General features: G+C 70.5%; 13 protein-coding genes. 7 read left to right on the forward strand and 6 right to left on the reverse strand.

Features of this window, described 5'->3' with window-relative positions; genetic code table 11:
- Window positions 1-3: 3 nt before the first annotated feature.
- From SACAZDRAFT_RS00530 to SACAZDRAFT_RS00550, 5 genes are read right to left on the reverse strand one after another with little or no spacing between them, the layout of a single operon-like run.
- A complete protein-coding gene (locus tag SACAZDRAFT_RS00530; protein ID WP_005437615.1) occupies window positions 4-1,554 on the reverse strand; it encodes an ABC transporter substrate-binding protein in 1,551 nt (516 codons plus the stop codon).
- Window positions 1,555-1,593: 39 nt separating this feature from the next.
- On the reverse strand, window positions 1,594-2,037 hold the full coding sequence (locus SACAZDRAFT_RS00535) for a thioesterase family protein (protein ID WP_005437617.1): 444 nt from the start codon (window positions 2,035-2,037) through the stop codon (window positions 1,594-1,596).
- Window positions 2,030-2,998 (reverse strand): 3-hydroxyacyl-CoA dehydrogenase NAD-binding domain-containing protein, encoded by a 969-nt coding sequence (locus tag SACAZDRAFT_RS00540; protein WP_005437618.1) that lies wholly within the window; start codon window positions 2,996-2,998, stop codon window positions 2,030-2,032. Before SACAZDRAFT_RS00540 ends, SACAZDRAFT_RS00535 begins: the two co-directional genes overlap by 8 nt.
- Window positions 2,995-3,882 carry a BKACE family enzyme gene (locus SACAZDRAFT_RS00545; protein ID WP_005437619.1) on the reverse strand — a complete coding sequence of 296 codons (888 nt, stop codon included), beginning with the start codon at window positions 3,880-3,882 and terminating at the stop codon, window positions 2,995-2,997. Before SACAZDRAFT_RS00545 ends, SACAZDRAFT_RS00540 begins: the two co-directional genes overlap by 4 nt.
- Window positions 3,879-4,742 (reverse strand): TetR/AcrR family transcriptional regulator, encoded by an 864-nt coding sequence (locus tag SACAZDRAFT_RS00550; protein ID WP_040927600.1) that lies wholly within the window; start codon window positions 4,740-4,742, stop codon window positions 3,879-3,881. Before SACAZDRAFT_RS00550 ends, SACAZDRAFT_RS00545 begins: the two co-directional genes overlap by 4 nt.
- A 158-nt stretch (window positions 4,743-4,900) precedes the next feature.
- Between SACAZDRAFT_RS00550 and SACAZDRAFT_RS00555 the strand changes: the two genes are divergently transcribed.
- The 7 genes from SACAZDRAFT_RS00555 to SACAZDRAFT_RS00585 all read left to right on the forward strand — a co-directional run bounded on the left by SACAZDRAFT_RS00555 (window position 4,901) and on the right by SACAZDRAFT_RS00585 (window position 12,068).
- Entirely contained in the window at window positions 4,901-6,148 is a 1,248-nt protein-coding gene (locus SACAZDRAFT_RS00555) for a histidine kinase (RefSeq protein ID WP_005437621.1), read from the forward strand.
- Entirely contained in the window at window positions 6,145-6,807 is a 663-nt protein-coding gene (locus tag SACAZDRAFT_RS00560; RefSeq protein ID WP_005437622.1) for a response regulator transcription factor, read from the forward strand. Before SACAZDRAFT_RS00555 ends, SACAZDRAFT_RS00560 begins: the two co-directional genes overlap by 4 nt.
- Window positions 6,808-6,859: 52 nt before the next feature.
- Window positions 6,860-8,434 carry a deoxyguanosinetriphosphate triphosphohydrolase family protein gene (locus SACAZDRAFT_RS00565; RefSeq protein ID WP_005437623.1) on the forward strand — a complete coding sequence of 525 codons (1,575 nt, stop codon included), beginning with the start codon at window positions 6,860-6,862 and terminating at the stop codon, window positions 8,432-8,434.
- Between the two features lie 14 nt (window positions 8,435-8,448).
- Window positions 8,449-8,946, forward strand: a complete 498-nt coding sequence (locus SACAZDRAFT_RS00570) for a GNAT family N-acetyltransferase (protein WP_040927858.1) — start codon at window positions 8,449-8,451, stop codon at window positions 8,944-8,946.
- 108 nt (window positions 8,947-9,054) lie between these two features.
- The gene (locus tag SACAZDRAFT_RS00575) at window positions 9,055-9,723 is read left to right on the forward strand and encodes an acVLRF1 family peptidyl-tRNA hydrolase (RefSeq protein ID WP_005437627.1); all 669 of its coding nucleotides are present in this window, start codon (window positions 9,055-9,057) and stop codon (window positions 9,721-9,723) included.
- Between the two features lie 137 nt (window positions 9,724-9,860).
- Window positions 9,861-11,489 carry an ABC-F family ATP-binding cassette domain-containing protein gene (locus SACAZDRAFT_RS00580; RefSeq protein ID WP_005437629.1) on the forward strand — a complete coding sequence of 543 codons (1,629 nt, stop codon included), beginning with the start codon at window positions 9,861-9,863 and terminating at the stop codon, window positions 11,487-11,489.
- A gap of 369 nt (window positions 11,490-11,858) precedes the next feature.
- Complete coding sequence (locus tag SACAZDRAFT_RS00585) at window positions 11,859-12,068, forward strand: helix-turn-helix domain-containing protein (protein ID WP_005437638.1); 210 nt, start codon at window positions 11,859-11,861, stop codon at window positions 12,066-12,068.
- Here SACAZDRAFT_RS00585 and SACAZDRAFT_RS00590 read toward each other — a convergent pair.
- Window positions 12,055-13,410 carry a glycosyltransferase 87 family protein gene (locus SACAZDRAFT_RS00590; protein ID WP_005437639.1) on the reverse strand — a complete coding sequence of 452 codons (1,356 nt, stop codon included), beginning with the start codon at window positions 13,408-13,410 and terminating at the stop codon, window positions 12,055-12,057. The genes SACAZDRAFT_RS00585 and SACAZDRAFT_RS00590 overlap by 14 nt on opposite strands.
- Window positions 13,411-13,509: the final 99 nt, after the last annotated feature.

The following is a 13,509-nucleotide window of genomic DNA, read 5'->3' on the forward strand; positions in this document are numbered from 1 at the left end:
TCCTCAGCCGAGCCAGACGTCGCCGAACGAGTAACCGGACAGCGGCAGGCCCGTGCGGTCGGGGACGAGTCCCGCGACGTACACCTGGTAGGCGTCGACCTGGTTGACGAACCCCCACACGATGTTGCCGCCGCGTTCGTACTCGATGCGCTGCGCCGCGTGGATCAGGTCCGTGCGTTCCTCCTCGTCGAGCGTGCGGCGAGCCCGGTCGACGAGGCCGCGGAACTCGGCGTCGTCCCAGTGGGTCTCGTTGTACGGAGCGTCGGGCAGCGCGCCGGAGGCCACCTGGGGCAGGTAGTTGCGGGTGTACCAGAACGACTGGGCGAAGTCCCAGCTCAGGTAGTTCTCCCCGAAGAAGGTCGTCGTGTCCAACCGTCGCAATCGGACGGTGACCCCGGCGGCCTTGGCCTGTTGCTGGAAGACCTGCGCGGCTTCCACCGCTCCGGCCTGGATCGGCGCGGTCACCAGTTCGACCTCCAGCGCCGGATGTCCGGCCTCGCGCAGCAGTTCCCGTGCCTTCGCGATGTCCTGCCGCCGTTGTGGCAGGTGGGAGGCGTAGCCGGGGTCGAACGGCGCGTACAGGTCGTTGCCGATGCGGCCCTGACCACTGAGGACCTGGTTGACCATCTGTTCGCGGTCGACGATCAGTCGCAGTGCCTGACGCACCCGCACGTCGTCGAACGGAGGGCGGTCCACCCGCATGGTGAACGGGAGCCAGGTGCCCGTCTCGGAGCTGAGGATCCGCAGGCGCTCGTCGCTGCGCAGGACGTCCACCAACGCCATCGGCACCTGGTCGATGGCGTCCACCTGCGACGACAGCAGCGCGTTGATGCGGGCGTCGTCCTCCCCGAAGTTGATGAGGACGAGTTCGTCGAGGTACGGCCTGCCCGGGCGCCAGTAGTGCTCGTTGCGCACGAACACGCTCTGCAGTCCTGGGGAGAACGACTGCACCCGGAACGGTCCCGTCCCCACCGGCCGGTCGAGCGAGAAGTCCTCGGGCACGATGCCGAGCGAGTACTGGGCCAGGTAGTCGTCGAACACGCTGCACGGCTCGGAGAGCCGGAACTCCACGGTGCGGTCGCCGGTGGGCACAACCTCGTCGAGCATCGTGAGGCTCGCGGCACCGCTCTTCGGGTCGTCGGGGTCCATGATCCGGCGGAACGTCGCGCGCACGTCGGCCGGGGTGACGGGGCGGCCGTCGCAGAACCGGACGCCCTCGCGCACGGTCGCGGTCCACGTCGTCGCGTCGTCGGACGAGGTGAGCGACTCGGCGACCAGCATCTGGAGTTCGTACTCGTGGTCGCGGTACACCAGTGGCTCGTAGAGGTTGCGCACCCGTGCGATGTCGGGGTTGGTGGCGGGGATGTTCGGGTCGAGGTTGTCGGAGGCGCCACCGCCCGTGACTCCTACCCGCAGTCGTCCTCCGCGCCGGGGCGGTCCGGTGGGCTCGGTGGCGGCGCTCGACGCACCGCCGCACGCGGCGAGCAACGGTGTCGCCGCGGTGGCCAGTGCGCCGAGCAGGAATGATCGTCTCTGTAAGGATGTGTCAAACAACGTCGAGGACTTCCGGTCGGGCGGGAGCGGCTTCCTTGTTCAGGAAATGCCACGCCCCGCATAGTCGGGAACGGGTCGCTGGTAGCGCCGCAGCCGCGCTGCCACGTCGTCCGGGAACGGCGCGGCGCGGGCGTGTGCGACGTGCAGAGCGAGCAGCTCCTCGGTGGCGACGAGCGTGTCGCCGACGGTCATCTCGTGACAGAACCGCAGTTTCTTGCCATCCACGGAGACGACCTGGGTGGTCACGGTCAGCTCGCTGCGTGCGGCGACCTCACGGAGGTACCGCACGTGCGCCTCGACCGTGTAGAGGGAACAACCCGTCTCGGTGCGGTAGCGCTCGTCCATGCCGACCACCTCCATCAGGTGGTCGGTGGCGAAGCCGAACACCATGACGTAGAAGGGCTCGCTGAGGTGGCCGTTGTAGTCGATCCACTCGTCACGGACGGTGTCGCGGTAGATGAGTGGCGCACTCGGCTCACTCATCGCCGCCGTCCTTCAACGCCCGCAGCGCGCGTTGCACAGCGATCACGCCGCGGTCGCGTTCGGACACCAGGTCGAGGAACGTCCGTCCGTCCGCTTCGGACTCACAACCGGCCACCATGTCGTCGCGCAACCGCGACGTCAGCTCCGGTGCGTCCAACCGGGTCCACGGTTCCTTCAACGCCGGTCCGAAGTGGTCGAGCATGTGCGCCATACCGCCCTCGCCACCGGCGAGGTGGAACGTCAGGCAGGGGCCCTGGACCGGCCAGCGCAGGCCCGGGCCGTCGGTGATCGCGGTGTCGATCTGCTCGGGCGTCGCCTCGCCGTTCGCCACCATGTGCAACGCCTCCCGCCAGAGCGCCTCCTGGAGCCGGTTGGCGATGAACCCGGGCAGCTCGCGGTCCATGGTGATGACCGACTTGCCGACGTGGCGGTAGAAGTCGCTCGCCCAGTCGACGGCCCAGCGCTCGGTGCGCTCACCACCGACGACCTCCACCAGCGGGATGAGGTACGGCGGGTTGAACGGATGCCCCACGACGAGCCGTTCCGGCGTCGCCGCGTCGACCTGCATGTCGGTCATGGCGAACCCCGAGGTCGACGACGCGATCACCACGCCCGGCGCGGTGACGGCGTCGATGTCGGCGAGCAGCCGCCGCTTCAGGTCGAGGGCTTCCGGGGCGCTCTCCTGCACGAAGCCGGCTCCGTCGACCGCCTCGGCGAGAGTCGGGACCACGGTGAGGTTGTCCGGCGAGGCGCCGTCGGCCAGCCCCAGCTCGGTCAGCGCGGGCCACGCCGCCTCCACCAGCCGGGACAGCCGCTCGGCGGCGCCGTCACCCGGATCCCACGCGCGGACGGTGTAGCCGCGGGCGAGGAAATGCGCAGCCCAGCCGCCGCCGATGACCCCGGCACCGACGCACGCGACCGTCTCGACCTCCTGGGGCGACCACGTCGCGGCGCTCGTCACGCTGCTCCCTTCAGGCCGAGGATGCGCCGGGCCGTGTCGGGGCTCGCGACCGTCGCGCCGAGGTCCTCCACGATGCGCACCGCACGCTCCACCAGCTGCCCGTTGGTCGCCTTGACGCCCTTCGACAGGTAGAGGTTGTCCTCCAGACCCACCCGCACGTGGCCGCCGCGCAACACGGACTCGGCCACCCACGGCAGCTGGTTCCGTCCGATCGCGAACGAGGCCCACTGCGCCCCGGCGGGCAGCATGTCGACCATCACCTGGAGCAGCTGCGGGTTCGGGGGAGCGCCGTAGGGGATGCCCATGCAGAGCTGGAACAGCGGCGGCGCGTCGATCAGTCCTTCTTCGACGAGCTTGGTGGCGAACCAGAGGTTGCCGGTGTCGAAGATCTCCAGTTCCGGCTTCACGCCGAGCTCCTGGACGCGCCGCGCGCCGACCCGCAGCATGTCCGGAGTCGACACGTAGAGCTGGTGGCCCTCGCCGAAGTTGAGCGAGCCGCAGTCGAGCGTGCAGATGTCGGGGAGCAGCTCCTCGACGTGCGGAAGTCGGTCCCGGGCGTTCACGAGGTCGGTGCCGTCGACGGGCTTGAGCGGGTCCTCGTCGTCGAGTACGAGGTCGCCGCCCATCCCCGCGGTGAGGTTGACGACGACGTCCACTCCGGACTCGCGGACGCGACGCACCACCTCGCGGTACAGGGCGACGTCGCGGGAGCCCTGTCCCGTCTCGACGTCGCGCACGTGGATGTGCACCACGGCCGCACCGGCGTTGGCGGCCTCGATCGCGGAGTCCGCGATCTGTTCCGGGGTCACGGGCACGTGTTCGCTCTTGCCTACCGTGTCACCGGCGCCGGTCAACGCGCAGGTGATGATCACTTCGTCGTTCATGGTCGCCCTTCGACGATGGTGCGTTCGATGAAGTCGTGGAGATGCGCTCGCATGTGGTCCACCGAGCAGCCTCGTTTCCCGGTCAGCACCTGGATGCCGAGTCCGTCGATGAGTGCACTCAGTCTGGTGGCGAGCTCGTCGGCGTCCTGCTTGCGGAACACTCCCTGTCTCTGTCCGGTTCGGATGGTCATCGAGATGGTCTGGTACCAGCGGTCGTAGGCGTCGTTGTACAGCTCCCGGACCGCGGGGTTGAGCGTGCTCTCCGTCCACACCTGCAGCCACACCGACCACTCGTCGTGCAGCACTCCGGGAGTCGGGAGCTGGAGCTCGACGAGCCGCACGAGCCGTTCCCGGGCGTCGGCGATGGCGTGCAGTTCGGCGACCTGCCGGTCGAACGCCAGCTTGACGTTGCGCCTCAGTGCCTCCAGCAGGACGTCGTTCTTGCTCGGGAAGTAGTAGTGGATGGCCGCGTTGCTCGTGCCGAGTTCACGCGCGATGTCGGAGATGCGTACCTGGTGATAGCCGCGGCGCGCGATGAGGCGCCACGCGGTCTCCAGGATGCGCCGACGTGCCTCCGACTGCGGTCCTTCCACGGGCGCGCTGCGTGATCGCGCCGTCGGAGCCGGAACGGCGGTGACGGTCGTGGCGTCGTCCCGGCCGTTGAGCAGCCAGTTCACCGTCACGCCCGAGTACTCGGCGATGCGAACGAGTTCGTGCGGCGAGAACCGGCGGGTGCCACCCAGCGATTTGGACAGTTTGGACTCGTCCATGCCGATGGCGGCGGCGAACTCCCGTTGTGCGCCCGGACGTGCGTGAAGGAGACTTCGGACCCGTCGGCGTAGTTCGTCGCTCTCACTCACGCAGCCTGACCGTAGTGTCGACTTGCGATTATCGCAACCACCTGTTCTTTGTGAGCTAAATTTCCCTGGCACACAAGCATTTTGCGAAAGCAGTGGTCGGTTGGTCAGTCAGTGCGCACGAGCACTGACATGGAAAGGCGGTCTGGCAGGCTTACCGCATGAGACGGTCGGCCTTCGGATGGTTCACCCGGCGCGAGACCTACCGCAGGTGGACGTACTTCATCCTCGGCGGCGCGTTGGCCGCGCCGTTCGTGCTGTTCGGGGCGGTGTTCGTGCCCTCGGTCGTGCCGCTGGCCGCGACTCTGCCCACAGCGGTACTGATCGGCGGCGGCGTGGCGTTGCTGGCGCTCGTTCTGGTCGCGTTCCTGCCCGCCGTGCGCGTGCTGGAGGGCGCGGCCGTGCGGGAACTGCTCGACGATCCGGTGCCGGATGCGGAGTTCGGTGCCACCGATCGCTGGTCGGTGCGCGTGCGTTCCATGGTGATGTTCGCCGCACACGTCTTCGCCGGTGCACTGCTGAGCCTGCTGAGCCTCGCGCTGCCGGTCCTGGTCGCGATCACGCTTCCGGCGCCGTTCACCGGACGGCTCGCCCTGGGGACTCCTGAGCCCGTCGTCGTGCCCCGGGGCTGGGCCGGGGCGTGGTTGCCGTTATCGGCCGTGCTGGCGACGTTGGCGCTGGTGCCCGCCGTGGTGGTGGCCGGTGCGGCGTTCCGCCGGTTGGCGCGCTCGCTGGTGGGCCCGAGCGTCGCCGATCGGATCGCGCGGCTGGAGCGACGCACGGAGCGGTTGCTCGAACGCACCCGGCTCGCGCGCGAACTGCACGACTCGGTGGGCCACGCGCTCAGCATCGTGTCGATCCAGGCGGGTGCCGCCAGGCGGCTGCTGCGCCGCGACCCCGAGGCCTCCGAGCACGCACTCGGCGCGGTCGAGGCGGCCGCCCGGGCCGCGCTCGACGATCTGGACCACGTGCTCGGACTGTTGCGCGAGGACGACGAGGCCGGGGCGCGGACCCCTCAGGCCGACCTGGCGGATCTGCCCGCGTTGCTCTCCGCGACGAGGTTGGCGGGAGTCGCGGTCGACGCCGACGTGCGCGGCGACGTGGAGGCGGTCGCGCCGGTGGTGTCGCGGGAGGCGTACCGGATCGTGCAGGAATGTCTCACCAACGCCGTGCGCCACGCCGGTAAGGTGCCCGTGACCGTGCGGGTCGAGGTCACCGGGCCGACCATCGGGATCACCGTGCGCAACCGGATCGCGGAGAGCGGGCGTGCGCACCGGGACGGCGGAGGCCGGGGACTGCGGGGTATGCGGGAGCGTGTCGACGTCCTCGGGGGAACGTTCGCCGCTGGTCCCGACGGAGCTGACTGGGTGGTCGACGTGCGACTGCCCACGGGAAGGACGGCGTCGTGACGCGGCGGATCGGGGTCGTACTCGTGGACGACGAGCCCCTCATCAGGACGGGGCTGCGGGCCATTCTGGAGTCGGAGGACGACCTGGAGGTCCGGGGCGAGGCCGGCGACGGTGCCGAGGTGGCCGACGTGGTGCGCCGGGTCCGGCCCGACGTCGTGCTGATGGACGTGCGCATGCCGTCCGTCGACGGCATCGCGGCGACCGAACACGTGCTGTCGGCGCTGCCGGATCCGCCGAAGATCATCGTGGTGACCACGTTCGACAACGACGACTACGTCTACGCGGCGTTGCGCGCCGGGGCCAGCGGGTTCGTGCTCAAGCGGGCACGTCCCGAGGAACTGGTCGCGGCCGTCCGCACCGTCTGCGCCGGCGACTCGTTGCTGTACCCGTCGGCGCTGCGGCGCATGGCCGCACGACACCCCGCCACCGGGTCGCGGTTGCGCGACGCGGGTCTCACCGAACGCGAGCAGCAGGTCCTGCGACTCATGGCCGCGGGGCAGTCCAATGCGGAGATCGCGGGCACGCTGTTCCTCGGCGTCGAGACCGTCAAGACCTACGTCGGCAACGTGCTGGCCAAGACCGGTGCCCGGGACCGCACGCAAGCGGTGATCGCCGCCTTCGAGTCGGGCTTCGTCTCGCCGGGGGGAGACCGGGTGTGACCGCTCGACGAGATCCGGCCTGATCGCGACACCTCTCACGTACCGTGTGGGCATGGTGAGCGAGGTGAACAGTCCCGATCCCCGCGCCAGGCGGCGGGACGAGGCAGCGGAGACCGGTGGTTTCGCGGAGTTGTCCTCCAGCCCGTATCGCGCCGACCGTGACCGGTTGGTGGCCTCGCCGTTCTTCGCCCGGCTGGCCGGGGTGACGCAGGTGGTCAGCGCGGGCGGATCCGCCCTGCTGCACAACCGCCTGACCCACAGCCTCAAGGTCGCCCAAGTGGCCCGGGCGATCGCCGAACGCATCTCCACGGCCGAGGACTCCGCCGCGCTCGTCGCCAAGCTCGGCGGCTGCGAGCCGGACGTCGCGGAAGCCGCCGCACTCGGGCACGACCTCGGGCACCCGCCGTTCGGCCACCTCGGAGAGCAGGTGCTCGACCGCATCGCCCGCCACCGCTACGGCCTGGCCGACGGGTTCGAGGGCAACGCCCAGACGTTCCGGATCGTCACGACGACCGAGGTGGGCGGGCCGGTACCGCGCGGCCTCAACCTGACCGCCGCCACTCGGGCCTCGCTGCTCAAGTACCCGTGGGCTCGCCTGCACCGCCCGCAGCCGCATCCGTCCGAGCTGTCCGTGCCCCCACGCGGTGCGGGCGAACCGCCTCAGGCGCCCGGTTCGGGATCGGCGAAGTTCTCCGCGTACTCCACCGAACTGGCCGAGCTGGACGCCTGCCGGGCCCCGTTCGCGGACAAGATCGAGTACTGGCAGCAGACGGTGGAGGCGTCGGTCATGGACCTCGCCGACGACATCGCCTACGCCATCCACGATCTGCAGGACTTCCACCGCATCGGCGTCCTGCAACACGCGGAGGTGGCGACGGAGCTGGGCCACTGGCTCACCCGCCGGGCCGAACTCGCCGCGCTGCCCGAGGCCGAACTGGCCGAGACGCACCGGAGGCCGGGCCGGTCGCTGGAACGACTGCGGCGCCACCTGCAGGCGAAGGACTCCTGGATCACCCACGCGGACGCGTTCGCCGAGGCGGTCACCCGGGTGCGGCAGCAGCTCGTGGACGGGCTGCTGGGCATTCCCTTCGACGGCTCGGTGGAGGCCGAGCAGGCGACCGCCCGGTTCTCGGCCGGCTGGACCGCGCGTCTGGTGGCCGGTGTGGTCGTCACGCCGTCCCCCTCGCCACGCACGGGACACGTGACGCTCGGCCCGGCGCAGTGGCACGAGGTGCAGGTCCTGAAGTTCGTGCACAAGCGCTTCGTGCTGCAGCGCCCGGACCTCGCGCTGCACCAGCGCGGGCAGGCGAGCCTCATCGTCACGCTCGTCGACGCGCTGGACGCGTGGTTGACCGACCGCGAGGAGGTGTCCCGGCTGCCGCGCAGGCTGCACGACCTCGTCGAACTCGCGCAGGCCGAGTACGCCGACCTCGCCGACCACGCCCCGGAACTGCTGGTCGGCGCCACGGGCGAGCCGGTGCAGGGCGCCGACGCCGTCCGAGCGCTGGCCCGGGGCAGGGCGGTGATCGATTTCGTGTCGTCGCTCACGGACCAGCAGGCCGCGGCCATGCTCGACGCGATCTCCGGCCGCTCGGCACAGCCGTGGTCGGAGCCGTCGGTGCTCTGAGTCCACCGTCCGCGATGAGCGAGCAGGAACAGCCCGTGATTCTGGTCGAGGTCGACGAACCGGTGCTCGCGCGGCTGGTGCGGGCGGCGACCACGGACGCCGCCGCCGATGACGTCACGCCACCGCTGACCGCCGACTCCGGCTGGACGCCCGCCAGGGTCGAGTGGTTGCGACGTTTCCACCGGGATCGCCGTGCCGGACTGGGCGGGCCTGCCGGTGAGTCGACCTGGGGTGTGGTGACCGCCGACGGTGTCGTCGGCTCGGTGCGCCTGAAGCGCACCGCTGAGGGCGTGCTGGAGACCGGGGTCTGGTTGACGCGGACGGCTCGCGGACGCGGTCTCGGAACAGCGGCGATGGCGGTTGCCGTGCGAAAAGCGGTCGAGCTGGGAGCTCGGGAGGTTCGGGCCGACACGACGGTCGCCAATGTCGGTGCGCTCCGGCTGCTCCGGCGGCTCGGTTTCACCCTCGCCCGCGCCGACGGCGGCGCCGTGCACGGGCTGCTTCGTTTGTGAGTCACACTGCCGCGGCGGGCGGTGGGCAAGCGCCGGCGCGAATCTCGTCGCCGACCGGGCGAGCGCGTAACCTCGGCCCATCGCGGTGACGGGACGATCGGAGTGCGGATGGCGCGCAAGCGGCAGGCGCCGGGCGGCGGGACGGCCGTCGAGGTGGAGCCGGAACGACTGCGGCGGTGGCTCGACCGCTTCGCCGAGCGCAACGACGGTGTGCTGCGGACCGAGCTCGACCCGCGCCAGGTGCGGTTCACGGGCGGAAACGGCGTCACCGCGACGGTGCCGATTCCCTTCGAGCCGTTGGCCGTCGAACCCGGCACGTGCGTCGACGGCGCGTCCGTCGAGGTGCTGCTCGACCACGTGGAGAAACCCCGGCGCATCGGTCTGCTGCTGGCGCGCCTCGGCGGGCACAGCGTGGGCGTCGCCGAGGGCGGCCGCGTGACGGTGTCGCGCACGGACCGGCGCCTCGTCCACGGACGCAACGCCGCCGGAGGCTGGTCGCAGCAGCGGTTCGCGCGCCGCCGCGACGGTCAGGCCCGGCAGGCGCTGCGCGCGGCGGCCGACGACACCGCCGACGTCCTGGGCTCCCGGATCGCCGACCTCGACGCCGTGGTGCTCGGCGGTGACCGCCGAGCCCTGGACGAGCTGAAGACGGACCGCAGGCTCGCGGACGTGTTCGCGAAGGCGGAGCCCCGCGTACTCGACGTCGCCGAGCCGCGCCGCACCGTGCTCGACGAGGCCGCGCAGCGCGCCCGTGCCGTCGAGATCATCGTGCGGTGAGCCGGGCCACCACGGGCGAAAACGACTGGACATCGGCCCCTACACTGGGTGCCGTGGTCGTTCGACTCGAGTAGGCGCCTCGTCGCGCCCTGTGCATCGCCTGTCCGACCACCTCGTCGACACCACGGAGACTCTCAGTGATCACCGCTACCGGGCTCGAACTGCGCGCAGGCTCGCGCATTCTGCTGTCCGACACCACCCTGCGCGTGCAACCGGGGGACCGCATCGGTCTCGTCGGACGCAACGGCGCCGGCAAGACCACCACGATGCGGGTCCTCGCCGGGGAGGGCGACCCGTATGCGGGAGAGGTGCAGCACACCGGTGAGGTCGGCTACCTCCCGCAGGACCCGCGCGAGGGTGATCTGTCGGTCACGGCCAAGGATCGGGTGCTGTCCGCTCGCGGGCTCGACGTGCTGCTGCGCGAGATGGAGAAGGCGCAGACGGCCATGGCGGAACTCGTCGACGACGCCGCCCGCGACAAGGCGGTCCGCCGCTACGGGCGGCTGGAGGAGCGGTTCTCCGCTCTGGGCGGGTACGCCGCCGAGAGCGAGGCCGCGCGGATCTGCGCCAACCTCGGCTTGGAGGACCGCGTCCTGCCGCAGCCGTTGCGCACGCTCTCCGGCGGTCAGCGCCGCCGGGTCGAGCTGGCCCGCATCCTCTTCGCCGCCTCCGAGGCGGGCGCGGGAGGTCGGTCGGGCACCATCCTGCTGCTCGACGAGCCCACGAACCACCTCGACGCCGACTCGATCACCTGGCTGCGGGGCTTCCTCAAGGCCCACACCGGTGGTCTCGTCGTCATCAGCCACGACGTCGACCTGCTCGACGAGGTCGTCAACAAGGTGTGGTTCCTCGACGCCACCCGCGGTGAGCTCGACGGCTACAACATGACCTGGAAGCGCTACCTCGACGCACGGGCCACCGACGAGAAGCGGCGCAGGCGCGAGCGGGCGAACGCGGAGAAGAAGGCCTCCGCGCTGCAACAGCAGGCCGCCAAGCTCGGTGCGAAGGCCACCAAGGCCGTGGCGGCGAAGAACATGGCCCGCCGGGCGGAGCAGTTGCTCGCCAACCTGGACGAGGAACGCCAGGCCGACAAGGTCGCGAACATCCGGTTCCCGGCCCCGGCCCCGTGCGGCCGTACTCCGCTGACGGCGGAGAACCTGTCGAAGTCGTACGGGTCACTGGAGATCTTCACCGGCGTCGACCTCGCCATCGACCGAGGCTCCCGGGTCGTGGTGCTGGGGCTCAACGGTGCGGGCAAGACCACACTCCTGCGGCTGCTGGCCGGGCTGGAGACCCCCGACACCGGACGCGTGGTGCCGGGGCACGGGCTCCGGCTCGGGTACTACGCCCAGGAGCACGAGACCCTGGACCACGACGCGACCGTGTGGGAGAACATCCGGCACCTCGCTCCGGACACCGGTGCCCAGGAACTGCGCAACCTGCTCGGCTCGTTCCTCTTCAGCGGTGAACAGCTCGAACAGCCCGCCAACACGCTGTCGGGCGGTGAGAAGACGCGGCTCGCGCTCGCGGGCCTCGTGTCGAGCGCGGCGAACGTCCTCCTGCTGGACGAACCGACCAACAACCTCGACCCGGCGAGTCGTGAGCAGGTACTCGACGCTTTGCGTCGATACGAGGGCTCCGTGGTTCTCGTGACCCACGATCCCGGCGCGGTCGAGGCGCTCGAACCCGAACGGGTGATCCTCTTGCCGGATGGCACGGAAGATCTGTGGTCCGACGATTATCGGGAACTGGTCGAGCTCGCCTGATCGGGTGTTTTCTCGACGAAATGTGTCGACCACTTCACAGTGGGGCTCGTCTCGTCGGTCCGATGTGCTCACCGCGTGATCGAAAGATCACGGACGGCTTTCTGACCAGGGTCGTTGTGACGTAAGCCCGGTCCGGCCCGGCGGCCCCCCTAACGGGTGGAGTGTGGCGCACCACAGGTCACGACAACGGAGTGGTTTAACGCGTTCCGTCATTGTTCGGTGTACAGCAAGTACCGTATCGGACGTTTTCGACGCCATTCGAGCATGTTTTTCCGTTGTCGTCTGGCATTCGGCCGCGTCGTGTTCGATCATTGCCACGGCAGGGGCTGAAAGTGGCCCGAAACATCAACGGGCGGAAGGTGGATTGACGTGGCAGACCTGAAGAAGGGTGCGCGCATCACCGGAAACACGCGCGACAAGCTGGCCGCTGACTTGAAGAAGAAGTACGAGAAGGGAGCGAGCATCCGCGCTCTGGCCGAGTCGACGGGACGCTCCTACGGCTTCGTGCACCGGGTCCTGTCGGAGTCCGGTGTGCAGCTTCGGGGCAGGGGCGGCGCCACGCGCGTCAAGAAGAAGTAAGAGGGGCGCGATCTCCGTGGGTTCCGGAGCCGGGTCCACCGGTGCCGAGGGGAGCCGGGGCCCGGTTCCGGAACACCAGCACCGCGCCCAGTAGCACGGAGACGTAGACGAGGTAGCCGAACCGGGTGGCCGTCGTCAGCATCGTGAAGGCCAGGAGCCCGACGGCGATGCGCAGGGCGGCGTCGGCCGCGGTCCGCGGTGGGCGGCGGACCAGCCACAGCAGAACAGCGAGCCCCGCGGCCAGCAGCAGCACCAGCGCGATCACAGTGCCCACGGCGCCGGTGCTCGCGATCAACCTCCCGGGCAGCGGACTCGCGGCGGGTGAGGCGATCTCCCCGAGGCCCGCCGGGAAGAGCAGGACGTGTTCGGCGAACGCTTTCGGGTTCACCAGGAGCACGGGCACCGTCACCACAACGGTGACGCCGACGAACACCCCGCCGAACCGCGCCAGGGCACGGGCGCCCAGCCGACTGAACACGAGGAAGCCCACCACCACGGCGGCGGGCGCGGCGATGAGCTTCGCGCTCGTCACGAGCGCGCACACGAGGGCCGCCCAGCCCGGACGGTCCGTCGCCGCGAGCGCCACCGCCAGCAGGACCAGACCCACGATGGCCAGATCGGGTCCCGCGGTCGCCCAGGTCAGTGCGGTCAGCGGGAAGGCCACCGCGAGCTGGGCACCGCGGACCGGCGGTGACGACACCCGCAGCAGCCGCAGGCTCGCGAGGACGCAGAGGACCGCCGCACCGGCGAACACGACCCGAGCGTCGGTCACCGCGTCGGCGAACGGTGTTCCGCCGACGAGTGCGCGGGGCAGCCCGAACACCGCCATCACGGGCCCGTACGGCGTGTAGTCGTGCACGTGTGGCACGCGGTCGAGTGCGGCGATGTCGAGATACGGCGTACCCGTGTCCAACAGGGTGCTCGCGGCGCGCTCGATGACCCAGACCTCGGGTTGGGCGCTCCACAGTCCCTCGGCGTCGGTCCAGTCGGCGTTCGCGATCTGGCGTCGGACGAGCAGCGTCACCAGCGGAGCGAGCATGCCGACGACGCCCACCACCGCCACGCCGACCCAGCGGGACCGCACCCGCGAGGCCCGGCCTCGCGGCGTGAGGAGCAGCCACGAGGTGTGCACCAGCGCGAGTCCGTACCCGGCGGTGGCGAAGGCGCCCCAGACGCGGAACCCGAGGTGCTTGTCGGTGAGCGCCATGACGAGCGCGTAGCAGGCGCACCCCAGGTAGAGCAGCGCGTCGACGGCCGGCGGTCGCCGGTTCAGCGCCGACCGCAGACGCGTGACGGCGCTCGCCGGAGCGCGCGCCGTCGAGTCGTCAGCCTGGGTCCCCATGGCGGTCGAGACTACCGGCGCGTCCCGACTGTCGGTGGTGACGGGCAGAATCAGCGCGAGGTGGCCGGGAAGATGCGCGGCCCCACCACTGTTGTGTCG

This window comes from Saccharomonospora azurea NA-128, assembly GCF_000231055.2.
GTDB lineage: Bacteria > Actinomycetota > Actinomycetes > Mycobacteriales > Pseudonocardiaceae > Saccharomonospora > Saccharomonospora azurea.